The sequence below is a fragment of the Streptomyces sp. NPDC102437 genome (assembly GCF_044765565.1).
Lineage (GTDB): Bacteria > Actinomycetota > Actinomycetes > Streptomycetales > Streptomycetaceae > Streptomyces.
The window spans coordinates 55,153-71,635 of sequence record NZ_JBIWKI010000005.1; the positions used below are offsets into that span (position 1 = coordinate 55,153).

General features: G+C 71.3%; 13 protein-coding genes and 3 pseudogenes. 11 read left to right on the top strand and 5 right to left on the bottom strand.

Features of this window, described 5'->3' with window-relative positions; all coding sequences use genetic code 11:
* Positions 1-125 precede the first annotated feature (125 nt).
* The 4 genes from ACIRJP_RS08470 (at position 126) to ACIRJP_RS08485 (ending at position 4,541) form a co-directional block, all read left to right on the top strand.
* Positions 126-1,526 carry a cytochrome P450 gene (locus ACIRJP_RS08470; RefSeq protein ID WP_404169886.1) on the top strand — a complete coding sequence of 467 codons (1,401 nt, stop codon included), beginning with the start codon at positions 126-128 and terminating at the stop codon, positions 1,524-1,526.
* Between the two features lie 351 nt (positions 1,527-1,877).
* Positions 1,878-3,011: a cytochrome P450 gene (locus ACIRJP_RS08475; protein WP_404169889.1), complete on the top strand. Its 1,134-nt coding sequence runs from the start codon at positions 1,878-1,880 to the stop codon at positions 3,009-3,011.
* Entirely contained in the window at positions 3,008-3,787 is a 780-nt protein-coding gene (locus tag ACIRJP_RS08480; protein WP_404169892.1) for an enoyl-CoA hydratase/isomerase family protein, read from the top strand. Before ACIRJP_RS08475 ends, ACIRJP_RS08480 begins: the two co-directional genes overlap by 4 nt.
* A gap of 226 nt (positions 3,788-4,013) precedes the next feature.
* The gene (locus ACIRJP_RS08485; protein ID WP_404169895.1) at positions 4,014-4,541 is read left to right on the top strand and encodes a CAP domain-containing protein; all 528 of its coding nucleotides are present in this window, start codon (positions 4,014-4,016) and stop codon (positions 4,539-4,541) included.
* Between the two features lie 369 nt (positions 4,542-4,910).
* Here ACIRJP_RS08485 and ACIRJP_RS08490 read toward each other — a convergent pair whose 3' ends face one another.
* Entirely contained in the window at positions 4,911-5,897 is a 987-nt protein-coding gene (locus ACIRJP_RS08490) for a DinB family protein (protein ID WP_404169898.1), read from the bottom strand.
* 63 nt (positions 5,898-5,960) lie between these two features.
* On the opposite strand from ACIRJP_RS08490, the gene ACIRJP_RS08495 reads away from it, so the two are divergent.
* The 6 genes and pseudogenes from ACIRJP_RS08495 to ACIRJP_RS08520 all read left to right on the top strand — a co-directional run bounded on the left by ACIRJP_RS08495 (position 5,961) and on the right by ACIRJP_RS08520 (position 12,818).
* Complete coding sequence (locus ACIRJP_RS08495) at positions 5,961-6,965, top strand: helix-turn-helix transcriptional regulator (RefSeq protein WP_404169901.1); 1,005 nt, start codon at positions 5,961-5,963, stop codon at positions 6,963-6,965.
* A gap of 121 nt (positions 6,966-7,086) precedes the next feature.
* A pseudogene (locus ACIRJP_RS08500) lies at positions 7,087-7,416 on the top strand (alpha/beta hydrolase); the annotation flags it as partial.
* A 286-nt stretch (positions 7,417-7,702) separates the two neighbouring features.
* Positions 7,703-9,916, top strand: a complete 2,214-nt coding sequence (locus ACIRJP_RS08505; RefSeq protein WP_404169904.1) for an MMPL family transporter — start codon at positions 7,703-7,705, stop codon at positions 9,914-9,916.
* Between the two features lie 92 nt (positions 9,917-10,008).
* The gene (locus ACIRJP_RS08510; RefSeq protein WP_404169907.1) at positions 10,009-11,241 is read left to right on the top strand and encodes a sensor histidine kinase; all 1,233 of its coding nucleotides are present in this window, start codon (positions 10,009-10,011) and stop codon (positions 11,239-11,241) included.
* Positions 11,238-11,927 carry a response regulator gene (locus ACIRJP_RS08515; RefSeq protein WP_404169910.1) on the top strand — a complete coding sequence of 230 codons (690 nt, stop codon included), beginning with the start codon at positions 11,238-11,240 and terminating at the stop codon, positions 11,925-11,927. The genes ACIRJP_RS08510 and ACIRJP_RS08515 overlap by 4 nt, the downstream gene beginning before the upstream one ends.
* A gap of 93 nt (positions 11,928-12,020) precedes the next feature.
* Positions 12,021-12,818: a VOC family protein gene (locus ACIRJP_RS08520; protein ID WP_404169913.1), complete on the top strand. Its 798-nt coding sequence runs from the start codon at positions 12,021-12,023 to the stop codon at positions 12,816-12,818.
* 4 nt (positions 12,819-12,822) lie between these two features.
* Here the strand turns inward: ACIRJP_RS08520 and ACIRJP_RS08525 are convergent, their stop codons facing one another.
* Positions 12,823-13,632, bottom strand: a complete 810-nt coding sequence (locus ACIRJP_RS08525; protein ID WP_404169916.1) for an HAD-IIA family hydrolase — start codon at positions 13,630-13,632, stop codon at positions 12,823-12,825.
* 83 nt (positions 13,633-13,715) lie between these two features.
* On the opposite strand from ACIRJP_RS08525, the pseudogene ACIRJP_RS08530 reads away from it, so the two are divergent.
* Positions 13,716-14,342: pseudogene (locus tag ACIRJP_RS08530) on the top strand (phosphoribosyltransferase); the annotation flags it as partial.
* A 77-nt stretch (positions 14,343-14,419) separates the two neighbouring features.
* Here the strand turns inward: ACIRJP_RS08530 and ACIRJP_RS08535 are convergent.
* The 3 genes and pseudogenes from ACIRJP_RS08535 to ACIRJP_RS08545 form a co-directional block, all read right to left on the bottom strand.
* A complete protein-coding gene (locus ACIRJP_RS08535) occupies positions 14,420-15,925 on the bottom strand; it encodes an alpha/beta hydrolase (protein WP_404169919.1) in 1,506 nt (501 codons plus the stop codon).
* 64 nt (positions 15,926-15,989) lie between these two features.
* The gene (locus ACIRJP_RS08540) at positions 15,990-16,205 is read right to left on the bottom strand and encodes a DUF397 domain-containing protein (RefSeq protein ID WP_404169922.1); all 216 of its coding nucleotides are present in this window, start codon (positions 16,203-16,205) and stop codon (positions 15,990-15,992) included.
* Positions 16,202-16,396 (bottom strand): annotated as a pseudogene (locus ACIRJP_RS08545) (Scr1 family TA system antitoxin-like transcriptional regulator); the annotation flags it as partial. The gene ACIRJP_RS08540 and the pseudogene ACIRJP_RS08545, both read right to left, overlap by 4 nt.
* Between the last annotated feature and the right edge of the window lie 87 nt (positions 16,397-16,483).

Here is a 16,483-nt window from a genome sequence, read left to right on the forward strand (position 1 = left end):
GCTGTCACCCGACCGCCGTGCGTACGCCCCCCGTACGTACGGGCCGGTCGGGCCATCGCTTCCGGCCCCGTTCACCTTCCGCCGTCCGGGCCCTTCGGGTCCGCGTTCACACCTAGGAATCACACATGGACTCGTCGCCGGGATCCACCCCGTACAGCGCACCCACCGGGTGCCCGATGAGCGGTGGGCGCCAGACGTCGCTCTACGGGCCGGAGTTCGCCGCCGACCCGCAGCGCGTGTACGACGAATTCCGGGCGCACGGACTCGCCGCTCCGATCGAGCTGGCCCCCGGCGTGGAGGCCACCCTGATCGTGCAGCACGAGGCCGCGCTCCGGGTGCTGCAGAACCCGTCCTACTTCGCCCGGGACTCGCGACGGTGGGCGGCACTGCGGGAGGGCCGGGTGCCGCTGGACAGCCCGGTGCTGCCGATGATGGCGTACCGGCCCAACTGCCTGTTCACGGACGGCACCGAGCACCTCCGGCTGCGCAAGGCGGTCACCGAGAGCCTCGGCCGGCTCAACACCACCCGGCTCAGCCGGGACGTGGAGCGGATAGCCGACTACCTCATCGACCAGTTCATCGAGCGCGGCAGCGCGGACCTGCTCGGCGACTACGCCAAGCTGCTGCCGCTGCTGCTTTTCAACCAGCTCTTCGGCTGCCCCGGCGACATCGGCGACCGGCTGACCCGCAGCATGTCCGCGATCTTCGACGGCGAGGACGTGCTCCGGGCCAACGCCGAGCTGACCGAGTGCCTGATGGAGCTCGTCGCGCTCAAGCGGCGCCAGCCCGGTGAGGACATCACCTCCTGGCTCATCCAGCACCCGGCGGGGCTGCGGGACGAGGAGCTCAAGGACCAGCTCGTCATGCTGATGGGCGCGGGCGTCGAGCCGGAGCGCAACCTCATCGCCAACGCGCTGCTCCTCATGCTGTCCAGCGACACCGGGGTCTCGCACCGGCGGGGTACCGGGATGCTGGTCGAGGACGCCCTCGACGACGTGCTGTGGAACAACCCGCCGATAGCCAACTACGCGACGCACTACCCGGTCCAGGACATCGACCTGGGCGGGGTGACGCTGAAGGCGGACACCCCGGTGCTGATCAGTTTCGCCGCCGCGAACAGCGACCCCGCGCTCACCGACGCCCGGCAGACCCTGAGCAAGGGCGCCCATCTGGCCTGGGGCGCGGGCCCGCACGTCTGCCCGGCGAAGTCCCCCGCGCAGCTCATCGCCCTCACCGCGATCGAGAAGATCCTCAACTCCGTGCCCGACCTCGCTCTCGCCGTGCACCCCTCCGCGGTCGAATGGCGGCCCGGCCCCTTCCACCGTGCCCTGGTGTCGCTCCCCGTGCACTTCACCGCCGCCCCGGCCCGCCGGACCACCACGGCATCGGTGACTCAGTCGCCCGTTCCGTCCCGGAATGCCATCCCGGACGAGACGTCGGCCGCGCACCACGACCACACCCACACGGAGCCGCAGAAGAAGACGAAGGGCTGGTGGAGTTCCTTCCTGGACGTCTTCAGGGTGTGACGCACCGGACATGATCAAGGTGCGCCGGACGACTTGTGTGCATAACCCGGCCCATCGCACACACAACTGGAGTGACACAGGAGGAAGTTGGGGCGCGAGGGGCCGATGACAAGGGGTTGAAGCAGGGTTTCTCTGTGATACGGGCAACAAAGATCCACGCATGGCTGGCATATGCGGAGGGGTAGGTTCTGCCGGTAACCATGAGCCCAGGTCAAGGAACTCTGCGTGAGCGCAATATGTGGCACAGACAGGCCCCTTGTAGACCGACGTGCCCTCATCTCCCTCCTGAGACGTCTCAAATCGCCCGAAGGGCAGGCTGATCCCTACCCTTTGCTGGCCGATCTGAGAAACATGGGTGATGTCGTACGCGCTCCCTGGGACGCGTACTTCGTCACGGGTTTCGACGCGTGCAGCGAGGTGCTGCGCGGGCGCAACTGGCTGGTGCCCGACTTCGCCTGGCAGGAACGCCAGGCGGACACCGAGCGCTGGGAGGCCGTCGCCACGCAGGAGATGACCAAGACGCTCTCCCGGCTCAACGCACCCGAGCACACCTGCCAGCGCCGCAGCCTCGGCAACCTCTTCGACCGTTCGACCATCGAGCGGCTGACCCCTCAGGTCGAGGAGCACGTCACCCGGCTCCTGGACGAACTGGCCGACAAGCTGCGCCGGGGAGAGGCCGACCTCGCCAGCACCGTCAGCGAGCAGCTCCCGATCAGCACCATCGGCTCCTGGCTGGGGATACCGCCCGAGGACTACGCCCACCTCCTGGAGATCACCCACAACCAGGTGCACGCCCAGGAGCTGCTGCCCACCAAGAGCCAGCTCGCTGTCTCCGCCGAGGCGACCCTCCATCTGCGCAGCTACTTCACCGAGCTCGTGAAGCAGCGCCGGGCCAACCCTGGCAACGATGTCCTCACCGGCTGGATCCACACCTGGGACGCCCGGGAGCCCGACCGCGACACGGCGGACGAGATCCTCTACCGGCTCACCATGTTCGTCACCATCGCCTCGCTGGAGACCACCGCCACGCTGCTGTCGGCCATGGTGGATCTGCTCCTGCGGGAATCCGGCCGGTGGGCGTGGCTCGCAAAGAACCCCGGGTACATCGACGCCGCTGTCGACGAGGTGCTCCGCTACGACCCGCCGATCCACATCAACACCCGGATCGCGGCCGACGACACCGTGCTGGCGGGCGTGCCGATCGCCAAGGACAGCATGGTCCACGTCATGTACGGCGCCGCCAACCACGACCCCCGGCGCAACGACGACCCGGACGCCTTCGACGTACAGCGCACCGGCGGAACGCACCTGACCTTCGGCGGTGGCGTGCACTACTGCCTCGGCGCGGCCCTCGCCCGCCTGGAGGCGCGCACCCTCCTGACGCAGCTGCTGAAACGCTTCCCCACCCTGCGCTCCGTCTCGCCGGCCGGTTACGCATCCCGGCTGGTCTTCCGGCGGATCACCTCGCTGGGCGTGGCGATATGAAGCTCTCGCTCCCGCAGTACCTGACCCCGTTCCGGCGGCCGAGCACGGTACGCGCCGAGCGCGAGGGCGCCGTCCTGCGCGTGGAGCTGGACACCCCGGAGACCGGCAACGCGGTCACCGAGGCGATGCTGGACGATCTGCTGACCGTCCTGGCCGTGCAGGACCCCGACGTCCGGGTGCTGGTGCTCAGCGGGGCCGGTGACGACTTCTGCCTGGGCGGTGACCGGACCGAGTTCACCGACTGGCTCGACGAGGACCCCACCGGGCGGGGCATCCGGATCGCCGGTGACAAGGCCCGCCGGGTCTGCGAGGCGATCTCCGCCAACCAGGCCGTCACCATCGCCCGGATCCAGGGCAAGGCGATCGGCGCGGGCCTCGCGCTGGCCCTCGCCTGCGATCTGCGCGTGGGCGCCGACACCGCCGTTTTCCGGCTGCCGGAGCTGGCGCTCGGGCTGCCCACCGCCTGGGGCGGCGTACTGCCCCGGCTCATCCACGAGGTCGGCGCCGCCCGCGCCCGCGAACTCATCCTCACCGGACGCGCCTTCGACTCCATCGAGGCGCACGAGCTGTCGGTCCTCCAGCGCATCGTGCCCGAGCGCGAACTCGACGCGGCCGTCACCGCCTGGGCCAAGCCCATCGTGCGCCGCCCAGAGGCCGCCCTGCGCGTCACGAAGGCGCTGCTCAACTCCTACGCCGCCCCGACCCGGCTGGCCGACCCGTCCGTACTGGACGCGGAACTCATGGCCACCGTCGCGGCGGCGACCCGGCGGCGGTAGAGGGACGGTGCTCATCGGCGCCCTGGCCGGTGGTGGCGGGGCCTCTCGCCACCACCGGTGACATCGGACCCATACGGCTCCAGATCGGACCCATACGGCTCCGCGTCGAACCCATATGGCTCCATATCGGACCCATACGGCTACACATCACCCATGCGGCTCCATGACCCGGGGTAGTACTCCCCCTGTCGCCCCGCCCCGGGGGCGTTCGAGCGAGGTCACATTCATGAGTACGCACCGCAGGAAGACGCCCTGCCGGACGATGACCGTCGCCGTCGTCGCAGCGGCGGCAGTAGCCATCCCCACCGCCGCCATGGCCGGCGGCCACACCCCGCCCCGGAAGCCCGCCGCTTCCACCAGCGCCCCGAAGACGTCCGGCGGCGCCGCCCGTGTGCTGAAGCTCGTCAACAGGGAGCGCCGCAAGGCGGGCTGCCCGCCTTTGAAAATGAACTCCGGGCTGAAGAAGGCCGCCCAGGCCCACAGCGCGGAAATGGCATCGCGCAGCGATATGTCCCACACGGGCTCCGACGGCTCCGCCCCGGACGACCGGATCTCGCGCGCCGGTTACGACTGGCACGCGTACGGCGAGAACATCGCCCGCGGCTACGCCACCCCCAAGAGCGTCGTGGCGGGCTGGATGAAGAGCCCCGGCCACCGGCGCAACATCCTCAACTGCGCGTTCAAGGAGATCGGCGTGGGCCACGCCCGGCCCGGCAACTACTGGACCCAGGACTTCGGGACGGCGTCGCGCTGATGCTCCAGTACCGCTGACGCACCACGGTCGGGGGGATTCCCACCCGGCAGGTGTCGCCCGGCTCCAGCGCGGTCTCCACCGCTTCGGACCGGAAGAACTCGCATGCACGCGCCTCGGGGCGTCGGAAGGGCCCGCTCGCCCTTTCTGTACCCGCACCGATGTCGAGGATCCGCGCAGGCCCGGCGGGTACGAGGCCCAGCCCGTCACCGTGGACCTCGTCGAAGGTGACTTCCCCGTACTGGACCGCCAGCGCGGCCGCCGCCCGGGCATACCCAGCGGTACCCCTTGCCCGGCCGATGCCGTCTGTGTCGGAGGTCGATCGATCACCCATGGCGGAAGGCTACGGGCCCGCGAATTCATGGGCCCGCCCTATTCGGGAATGACCGCCACCGCATCGATCTCCACGAGCGCGCCCGGACGAGCGTGTCCTGCGGTGGAGACGACCGTGATGGCCGTGCGGTGATCTCCCCATACCGAAAGCGACGCCGCGTACGCCACCTGCGCATCGACTCCATCGACGAGGTAGATGTTGAGTTTGGCGACATGCTCGGGACCGGTGCCCGCGGCGGCGAGCACGGTCAGCACGTTCCGCATGGCCTGAGCGGACTGCGCCTCGATGCCGTCGAGCAGCTTTCCGGATCCGTCGGTGCCGAGCTGGCCACCGACATGGACCGTGCGGGCGGCGGCGGGTGTGATCACGCCCTGCGTGAAGGCGGGGTTGTTGTGGAGCTCTTCGGGGTCGAGGTGTGTCGTCGTCGCGGCCATGTGTCGCTCCCCAGAGGTGCCGGGCTTCGTGTGCAGGTAGAGGTCGCGCAGCAGGCAGACCTCGGACAGGTGGTGGATCAGTTCGCGGTTGATGTGCAGCACCAGGTCGGCCATGAGCAGCTCGGGGAAGGGCTCCTTCTCCCCGACCGGGACCCGGAGCCCGGCGTCGCCGAGGCCGCGCACTCCGGCCAGCCAGACGTCGAGCTGGGTCTGGAGCTGGTCGAGCGCGGTGGCCGCGTCACCGGCGTACTCCCAGGTCTCGTACGAGGCCGCCGGTGCGCCGAAGTGCGCCGCGTTGCGTGCGGCGAGTACGCCGACGATGACGTGGCCGAGCCGCCAGGCGATCGTGGTGAAGGCCGCGGGGACCGGCTGCGGGAAGGCGAAATCGATCGTGAAGTCCCCGGCACCGGCCTGCACGGGCGCCGTCGAGCTGCCGCGCGGGCGCACGCTCCAGGCGTCCGTCACCAACTCCGGCGACCAGAAGTACTCGTCGTCGGTCAGGTCCTCCAGCCTGGCTCGGAGCTGGTGGTTCCAGTGGAACTCCAACTGCTCGCACAGCGTCCGGTTCAAGTCGAGTTCGTTCGCGTCCATGCAGACACCCTGACACCCATGGCGGACAGGACCGATCCGCTATCTCTGGCAGGGTGTGTCGGCATGAACGCGGCGAGCGGTGACGAGCGGGGTACGACGGAGCGGGTGCTCACGCTGCTCGGGCTGCTGCAGCAGCGCCAGGTCTGGACGGGCCCCGAGCTCGCCGGCCGGCTCGGGGTCACGCCGCGCACGGTACGGCGCGACGTCGAGCGGTTGCGCGCCCTCGGCTATCCGGTGCATGCCGCCCAGGGCGTCGGCGGCGGCTACCGGCTCGGCGCGGGGCAGGAGTTGCCGCCGCTGCTTCTCGACGACCAGGAGGCCATCGCCACCGCGGTCGCGCTGCTCGTCGGCGCGGGCGGCGCGGTCGCCGGTGCCGGTGCCGGTGACGCCACGCTGCGGGCGCTCACCAAGCTCGACCAGGTGCTGCCCACCCGTCTGCGGCACGAGGTGCGCGCGCTCTCCGGCTCGGTGGACTCCTTCGGCACTGGCCGCACGCCGGTCGGCCCCGAGGTGCTCATGACGCTGGCCAGGGCGTGCCGCGACGAGGTCGAGGCGGGCTTCGCCTACCCGTCCGGGGGCGAGGTGCGACAGCGGCGGGTCGAGCCCTACCGCCTGGTCGCCTCCGACCGGCGCTGGTACCTCTTCGCGTACGACCTCGATCGCACCGACTGGCGCACCTTCCGCGTCGACCGGATGACCGAGGTCTCCGCACGGACCTGGCACTTCCGCCCACGGGCGGCACCCGACGCGGCGACGTACGTGCAGGAGGGCGTGGCCAGCCGGGTCTACCCGCAGCGGGCGCGCTTCCTCGTGCACGCGTCGGCCGACACGGTGCGCGCGCAGGTTCCGGCGTCGGCGGCCGTAGTACGAGAGCGCGGGAGCGAACACTGCGAGGTGCTCAGCGGCGCCGAACGCCTCGACGCCGTGCTCATGCACGTACTCCTGCTGGGACACGACTTCGAGGTACTCGACCCGCCTGAGCTCGGGGCGCGCTGCCGCGCACTGGCTGAGCGCCTGCTGTCGGCCGGGGCGGCGATCCCACCGACGCCGGACCCCCAGGAGCGTTGAGCCGCGACCGCTCTGCCCGGCCCCTCACGTACACGGCCTGGGCAGCTCATCGCCATTTATTCCGGCGACGCGTCCGCTCCGGGGGACGGGTTCGAGCTCGCGATGGCCGCGGACCGGGGGAGAGATCGGCGGCCCGGTCGGGTACTCGGGTGGAGTGATCTCCATCGGGACCCGGCTGGCAGTGGTCGAGCCGCGCATCTCGGCCGCCGTTCTGTTCGCCGGGAGTTTCGTGCCTCGCGCCATCTTCGATGAGGCCCGGCAGGTCACCATTCCGCTGCACGTCCTGCTGCAGTGGGACGACGAAGGCAACGACCGGCAGTCGGCCCTGGATCTGTTCGATGCCTTCGCCTCCGAGGAGAAAATGCTGCACGCCAACATGGGCGGGCACACCGGCGTCCCGCAGTTCGCGGGGGAGGCCGCGGCCCAGTTCTTCACCCGGCATCTGAAGTGAGGCCGGGCCGCCGAGCTGACAGCAGGCGGTAGGCGGTAGGCGGTGCCGGCCAGGCTGCCGCCGTCGAGGACAGGCCCCGGCCCTCCTCGACGGCGGTGGCGGTGGCGGTGGCGTTTGGCCGGCACGACCCACCCACGGCGTCCTGCCCAGGAGGCAGGGCGGACCGGCCGTGTACTGCAGCGACAGTACGTACGACTCCATGCAGCCGCACGACGACGATGACGCCCCCGTTCGCGAAGGATCGAGGCATTCCGCCGAGAGATTCGAGAGACTGGAGCGCCTCCTCGTGGCTGTTTTCCTTTACCGGCTGGGCCGCTTCTCCTTCCGGAGACGCCGGCTCGTAGCCCTGCTCTGGGTGGTGGTCCTGGCCGCGTGCGCCTTCGCCGCGGCCAAGGCACCGGCCGCCCCCGAGGACGGGTTCTCGATGCCCGGGACGGAGTCGCAGAAGGCTTTCGACCTGCTGGACCAGCGCTTCCCCGGCGGCAACTCCAACGCCGCCGATGCCCGGATCGTCTTCGTCGCGCCCGAGGGCCAGAAGGTCACGGCGGGCCCGAACAAGGCGGCCGTCGAGAAGATCGTCGCGGACGTGGCGGGCGGCGACCAGGTCAAGGGCGCCCTCGACCCGTTCAAGATGGCCGGGGCGGTGAGCAAGGACGGCACCACCGCGTACTCCACCGTCTCGTACGACGTACAGAGCATCGATCTCACCGACGCCACCAAGGCGCTGGAGGACGCCGCCGAGAAGGGGCGGGACGCGGGGCTGACCGTGGAGCTCGGCGGATCGGCCCTGGTGCCGGAGGGCGAGCTGGGCGGTACGACGGAACTCGTCGGCGTCGCCGCCGCCGCGGTCGTCCTGCTCATCACCTTCGGTTCGCTCGCCGCGGCGGGCCTCCCGCTGCTCACCGCGATCGTCGGCATCGGTGTCGGGGTGGCCTCGATCGTCGCCGTCGGGATGTCCACGACGACCACCACGCTCGCCCTGATGCTGGGGCTCGCGGTCGGCATCGACTACGCCCTGTTCATCGTCTCGCGCTACCGGACCGAACGCGCCGAGGGCCACGACGCCGAGGACGCCGTGGCACGGGCCGTCGGCACGGCGGGCTCCGCCGTCGTCTTCGCCGGTCTCACCGTCGTCATCGCGCTGGCGGGCCTGGCCGTGGTCGGCATCCCGGTCCTGACCAAGATGGGTCTCGCGGCGGCGTCCACCGTCGTGATCGCCGTCCTGGTCGCGATGACCCTGCTGCCCGCGCTGCTCGGCTTCTTCCGCGACGCCGTCCTGCCGCGTACCCAACGCAGGGGGAGCAAGGGGCACGGCAGGCAGCGTGCCAGGGACGGCCGGCCCAATCTGGGCACCCGCTGGGCCCGCTTCGTGATCCGCCGGCCGCTCGCGGTCCTGGTGCTCGGCATCCTCGGCCTCGGCCTGATGTCCGTACCGGCGCTCGATCTCCAGCTCGGCATGCCGGGCGACGAGTCGAAGTCCACCTCGACCACCCAGCGCCGCGCCTACGACGCCCTGGCCGACGGCTTCGGTCCCGGCTTCAACGGACCGCTGACCGTCGTCGTCGACGCGAAGACCGCCAAGGACCCGAAGGCCGCGGCGGCACGGGCCGCGAAACAGCTCGCCGCCACCGACGGCATCGTCGCCACGACTCCCCCCGCCTTCAACGAGGCCGGTGACACCGCGGTGCTCACCGCCGTACCGTCCACCGGGCCGAGCTCCGCGGACACCACGGACCTCGTCCACTCCATCCGCGACGAGGCCCGCGGCCTGAAGTCCGAGACCGGCGCGCAGCTGCTCGTCACCGGCGCGACCGCCGTGAACATCGACGTGTCGCAGAAGGTCAACGACGCGCTGCTGCCCTATCTCGCGCTCGTCGTCGGCCTGGCGTTCCTGCTCCTGATGGTCGTCTTCCGCTCGCTGCTGGTCCCGCTCAAGGCGGCGCTCGGCTTCCTGCTGTCGGTGGCGGCGGCCTTCGGCACGATCGTCGCGGTCTTCCAGTGGGGCTGGCTCGCCGATGCCCTCGGCGTCGAGCAGACCGGGCCGGTGATGAGCATGATGCCGATCTTCTTGATCGGTGTGGTTTTCGGCCTGGCCATGGACTACGAGGTCTTCCTCGTGACCCGGATGCGGGAGGCGTACGTCCACGGGGCGCGGCCCGGCGAGGCGATCGTCACCGGGTTCCGCCACAGCGCCCAGGTCGTCGGCGCCGCGGCCGTCATCATGATCGCGGTGTTCGCCGGGTTCGTCGGGATGAGCGAGTCGATGATCAAGATGATGGGTGTCGGCCTCGCCTCGGCCGTCTTCTTCGACGCCTTCGTCGTCCGGATGACGATCGTCCCGGCCGTGCTCGCCCTGCTCGGCGACCGGGCGTGGTGGCTGCCGAAGTGGCTGGCGAAGGTCGTGCCGCAGGTGGACGTCGAGGGCGAGAAGCTGAGCCACGGCGGGCCGTCGGCGCCCACGCCGGCGCCGGAACCCGCCCCCGATCCCGTACGCGCGTGAGTCGCGGTGAGTGATGCCCCGCGCGGGCCGGCGAGTCGAGGACCATGGATGGTCGGACAGAACCTCCACCGTGAAAGAGAAAGAGAGACCGCGTGTTCGCCGACCGGTGGCAGTGGGCCCGACGCCACCCCCGGGCCGTCGATGTGGCGATCGCCGTGGTGCTGTGGGCCTCCGCGGTCTTCTCCAGCACCCTGACCGGCGCCCGGATCGTCCGCGTCCCGACGCTCGACTTCTCCCTGGTCGCCGTCGTGCCCTCCGCCGTTCTGCTGCTGGGGCAGCGCAGGTTCCCGCGCACGGTGGTCGCGGTGACGACGGTGTGCGGCGGCGTCCTGGGTGTCATGGGCGGCCGCATCGGGTTCGACCCCAGCCCCAGCGTCGTAGGCGCCGCCCTGGTCGCGCTCTATCTCCTGGCCCTGCGCACGGACCTGCGCACGACCGTCACGTACACGGCCGGGATGTCCCTCGCTCTCGCCCTCGTCTCCGTCGGCTGGGGCCACGGCGCGCTGCTGCGGCCCGACCAGATCGGCGCCCTCTCGTGCGTGCTGCTGGCGGGCGCCGTCGGTGAGTCGGTACGGAACCGGCGCGACCATCTCGCCGCCGTGGAGGCACGGGCCGAACTGGCGGAACACACCCGTGAGGAGGAGGCGCGCCGCCGGGTGAGCGAGGAGCGGACCAGGATCGCCCGCGAGCTCCACGACATCGTCGCGCATCACATCGCCCTCGCCCACGCCCAGGCGGCCACCGCCGCGTACCTGCTGCGCAGCCGTCCGGGGCAGGCGCAGGACATGATGGACCAGCTCGCCGGAACCACCTCCTCCGCCCTGCGCGAGCTCAAGGCGACCGTGGGCCTGCTGCGCCGCGAGGGCGACCCGGAGACGCCGCTGGAACCCTCCCCCGGGCTGGCCCAGCTCCCGGAGCTGGTCGCCTCGTTCGAGCGGGCGGGACTCGTCGTCTCGGTGTCGGTGGAGGGCGAGGAGCGGGCCCTGTCGTCGGGCACGGACCTGACCGCGTACCGGATCGTGCAGGAGGCACTGACCAATGTCACAAAGCATGCGGGGTCCGCGACGGCGTCGGTCCGGCTCCGCTACACGCGCCGGCTGCTCTCCCTCACCATCACCGACGACGGACACGAACCCCGCACGGCGGGCGAGCCGGGCTACGGCCTCATCGGCATGCGCGAACGGGCCCTGTCCGCAGGCGGCTGGCTGGCCGCCGGGCACCGGGCGAGCGGCGGTTTCGAAGTGACCACGGAACTTCCCCTGGAGGCCCTGGGAACAGCGGAACCAGACCTCCACCAGGACGACGAGGAGAGGACGGCGCGGTGACCATCCGGGTACTGCTGGCCGATGACCAGGCGCTGCTGGCCGGGACCTTCCGGCTGCTGATCGAGTCGAACGACGACATGGAGGTGGTCGGTGTCGCGGCGGACGGCCGGGAGGCGGTGGAACAGGCCCGCGCCACCACGCCGGACGTGGTGGTGATGGACATCCGCATGCCGGGCATGGACGGGCTGGCGGCCACCGAGGAGATCTGCCGCGACGAGGCGCTTCGACAGACCCGCATCCTCATCCTCACCACGTTCGAGATCGACGACTACGTGGCCGGCGCCCTGCGGGCGGGAGCCAGCGGCTTCCTCGGCAAGGACGTCGGCCCCGAGGAGCTCCTGGACGCGATCCGGACGGTGGCCGCGGGCGACACGCTCCTGTCCCCGACCGCCACCCGGGCCCTCATCACCCGCTACCTGGCCCGCCCGGAGGGCGGTGTCGCCGCGCCCGAGTCCCTGGACGTACTGACCACCCGCGAGCGCGAGGTCATGGCGCAGGCCGCCGAGGGCCTGTCGAACGACGAGATCGCCGCCCGGATGCACGTCAGCCCGCTGACCGTACGCACCCACGTGGGGCGCGCGATGACGAAGCTGGGCGCCCGGCACCGGGCTCAGCTGGTCGCCATGGCCTACCAGTCGGGCCTGGTGCGGGTGGACCCGCCGCAGGGCAGGGGCACGCCCGGGTAGCCCCGGGGCCCGTGTTCCCGGCGCGCGGGGAGGCGGTCCGCTGGCTAGCGTGAAAAGCCGGACCACCCCACCGAACGCGAAGGAGTCAGGGTCATGGCTGTACAACCGGAGGGCACACCGTGCTGGGCCGACGCGATGTTCGCCGACCTGGAGGGCGCGAAGAGCTTCTACGGTGATGTGCTGGGCTGGACGTTCGGCGAGTCCGCGCCCGAGTTCGGCAACTACACGCAGGCGTACGCCGACGGCAAGGCGGTCGCCGCGGTGGTCCCCCCGATGCCCGGCCAGGAGGGCCACTCGGCCTGGTGTCTGTACCTGGCCTCGCCGGACGCCGAGGCCACCGCCGCGAAGATCCGCGACAACGGCGGCGTGACGCTGATGGATCCCATGCAGGTCGGCGAGTTCGGCACGATGCTGCTGGCCCGCGACCCCAGCGGCGTCGTCTTCGGTGTGTGGCAGGCCGGCACCCACGAGGGCTTCGAGGCGCAGAGGGTGCCCGGCGCGTTCTGCTGGGCCGAGGTGTTCACCCGCCAGCCCGAGAAGTCCGACGCGTTCTTCCCCGCCGTCTTCCCGTACTCGATGGTGGAGATGGCGGACGAGCACGTCGACTTCCGGATGTTCAACCTCGGTGACAAGACCGTCATGGGGCGGATGAAGATGGGCGACGAGTTCCCGCCCGAGGTCCCGCCGCACCTGAACGTGTACTTCACCGTCGCCGACTGCGACGCGGCGGTGGCGAAGGCCACCGAGCGCGGCGGCGTCCTGCGGTTCGGGCCGATGACCATGCCGTTCGGCCGGTTCGCCGCGCTGACGGACCCGCAGGGTGCGGCGTTCTCCGTCATCGACGTCAACACGACCGAGGGCGAGATCCCCAAGACGAAGCCGGTGTCCTGAACCGTCATGGCCGAGTCTGCCGCTCCAGCAGTTCGGGCAGGTCGGCGAAGGAGTCGATCACGTGGTCCGGGGTGCCCTCTGCCGCACGGTGCGTCTCGGGGAGGTACTTGCCGGTCCTTACGAGTACGCCGGTGAGCCCCGCGGCCTGGGCCGCCAGCACGTCGGACTCGATGTCGTCGCCCACCATCAGTGCTCCGGACGCGGTGACGCCGAGGTGGGCCAGGGCCGCGGCGAAGAACGATCCGGCCGGTTTGCCGGTGATCTCCGCCTCGGTCCGGGCCGCCCGCTCCAGCCCCAGCAGGAAGGCCCCGGTGTCGAGGTCGAGCCCGGTGGCCGTGCGCCAGTACAGGTTGCGGTGCATGGCCACGAGCCGGGCACCGCGCTGCAGATGGCGGAAGGCGCAATTCAGCTCCGCGTAGCCGAAGGCGTCTCCGGCCCCGCCGATGACGACGACGTCCGGCGCCTCGCCCTCGCCCGCGCCGTCGCCGTCATCGACCAGGGTCACGCCCGTCAGATCGTCCCGGATGTCCCCGGAGTTGATCAGCAGACAGCGGGCGCCGGGGTGGTGTTCGCGCAGGTGCGCCGCGGTGGCAGCGGGGGCGGTGAGGATGTCCTCGGCCGTGACGGGGAAGCCCTGGCCCGCGAGCTTCTCGGCGATCGAGGCGCGGGTGCGGGAGGTGGTGTTGGTGACCAGGACCAGCTGGACGCCCGCCTCGCGCAGGCGCCGCATCGCCGCGACGGTGCCGGGCAGCGGTTTCCACGCCACCGTGAGCACTCCGTCGATGTCGATGAGAACCGATCCGATTCGTCTCATACAACCGACCTTGCCCGAGTTGCGGGGGCGCCGCACATGGGGTTGTTTCGAAGGTAGTGAAGCCTGCTTGGGGGTGAACCACCGTGCTGTTCGCCGACCGCGAGGACGCGGGCCAGCAGCTGGCCGAGTCGCTCCGCCACCTCGAACGGGAGAACCCCGTCGTACTGGGACTGCCTCGCGGCGGAGTCCCGGTGGCCTTCCAGGTGGCCCAGACGCTCGGTGCGGAACTCGATGTGATCGTCGTCCGCAAGCTCGGCGTGCCGCACCACGAAGAGGTGGCGTTCGGCGCCATCGGCGAGGGCGGGGTCCGGGTCATCAACGACGACGTCGCCTCCCGGCTGCGGTCCGGGAAGCAGGATCTCGCGGCGGTCGAACGGGTCGAGGCGGCGGAGCTCGTACGGCGGGCGCAGGTGTACCGGGCCGGCCGGGCACGTACCCCGCTCGCAGGCCGGACGGTGATCGTCGTGGACGACGGCATCGCGACCGGTGCCACCGCCGAGGCGGCCTGCCTGGTGGTACGGGCACAGCAGCCGGCCCGCGTGGTGGCGGCCGTGCCGGTGGCGCCGCCGGACGCGGTCGTGCGGCTGCGCCGGAGCGCGGACGAGGTGGTGTGTCTGTCGGTGCCGCGCCTGTTCTACGCGGTCGGCGAGTGGTACCGGGACTTCACGCAGACCTCCGACGAGGAGGTCGTCTCGCTGCTGGCACAGGCCCGGAACAGCGGACATGTGACGCCGGGCTGCGACTGAGCGGGGGCGCCCGCTCGGCCGACCACGACCCGGCGTCGTGGTCAGCCCGCGCAGTACGCGTCCCGCTCGGGCCGGGTCCCGGTGTTCAGGAACGTGGTGACCGCGCCGTCGCCGCAGGCGTTCCCGTTGCCCAGGTACATGCCGTGCCCACCGTGGTCGACGGCGACCATACGGGCCCGGTCCCCGAAGGCCGCCCGCATCTTCAGGGCGCCGGAGTAGGGCGTCGACGGGTCGCGCAGGCCCTGGATCATCAGGACGTTGGACGGTCCCTGGTCCGTGATCCTGGTCGGTTCCTCTGCGGGGGCGTCCTTCCAGAAGGCGCACGGGGTGACGTTCACCGGAATCCCGGCGGTCAGCGGATGCCTGGCGCGGTCGGCGGCGACGGCGCGCCGGTACGAGGGGACGGTGCCCCGCCAGCGCACGTCGTTGCAGACCACGGCCATCGAGACCGCCGCGTCCGCGTCCGGCAGCGGCCCGGCCAGTGCGGCAGGCAGCACGGGCTTCACCGAGGTGCTCCTGGCCGCCTGGACGAGCCCGGCGAAATCGGCAAAGGCGTCGTCGCCGTACATGGCCATCTGGAGCGCCTGACGCAGCCGGTTGCCGGTCAGCGGAACGCCCGGCGTGGTGGACTCCCTCGGCTCCCGGTCCAGCCGCGCCGCCAGACCCAGCACCAGCGGCCGCACGTCCTCGGCCCGTCGCGCGAGCCGCAGCCCCGCCCCCTCCCTGGCCGGTTCGGAGGCCCACCGCGCGAAGTCGGGGAACCGGTCCTCCGCCCCCACCGCCATGTTCGCCATCCAGCCCTGCGCGACGCGTGAAGGGTTCGGGTCGCCGCTGCTGTCCAGCACCCAACGGTCCGTGTGCTGCGGGTACTTCTGCGCGTACACGGCGCCGACGTAGGTGCCGTACGAGATCCCCCAGGCCGACAGCTTCTCCTCGCCGAGCGCCTGCCGGAAGCGGTCGATGTCCCGCACCTCGTTGGCCGTGGTGAGGCTCCGCAGCACCGCTCCGCCGTTGCGCGCGCAGGCCTCGGCGATGCGCCGGGAGCGCGTCACGTTCCCGGTGATCGAGCCGTCGGCGGCGGGCCAGGACCGCATGTTCACCAGCTCCCGGTCCTCCGGTTCGAGCCCGCAGCCCGCCTTCGTGCTGCCGCCGACCCCGCGCGGGTCGAGGCTCACGATGTCGTACCGCCCCTCCGTCGCCTGCCGCAGCCGCTCCCCCTTCTCCGTCACCCGCTGCACCCCGGATGTACCCGGACCCCCGGCGATCACCACCAGCGTCCCGCGCCGCGCGGCGGGCCGGTCACTCGGGACCCGGGTCACCGCGAGCGAGAGCTGCGGGCCGTCCGGGTCCCGGTAGTCCAGCGGCACGGGCAACTCTGCGCACTCCCGCCCGACGGGCCCGCCGGCCGTGTCGCAGGGCCGCCAGGAGAGCGCGGGCGCGGTGTTGGCCGAGGCGACGGCTCGCGGGGTCGCGGCCCCGGTGAGAACGGTGGCGACGGCGGTGACGGACAAGGCGACGAACGCGGCGGATTTTCCGTAAGTCCTCATGCCACAAGGCTGGTTGAGCCCGCCCCCGCAGCCCATCCGGGAGGCATGACGGTACGCGGTGGGGTTAGCCCCCGGCGAACTCTCCGGCCTTCACACCCGCCACGAAGGCGGCGAAGGAGGCGGGGGAGGCGTTCAGCACGGGGCCGCCGGGGCTCTTGGAGTCCCGGACGGGGACCGTGCCGAGCGGGGCGACGAGGTTCGCGGCGACCTCGATGCAGTTGCCGCCGTTGTTGCTGTACGAGGACTTGAACCAGCGGGGGGACTCCGTCGTGGTCGTCACGGGGTGCCCTTTCGTGCCTCTTTGATCATGGCCAACGATGCCGCCTGGGACAGCGCTTCGGCCTGTAGCTGATGGTAGGACGCCAGCAGGGGGAGAACCAAGGTCGTATCGCGTTCCAGGTGGCCCCGCATCTGAGACTCCGCGTACGCGACGGCGGACAGGTCCGACAGCGTCAGCAGGAGAACGGGCTGCGCAGCTCGCTCCGGCGGGCGCGCTGAGTATCCCGGGCGCCGCTCTCGTCACGCTTCCGCTCCGCCGTCCGTCAGTGCAGTGAGGGC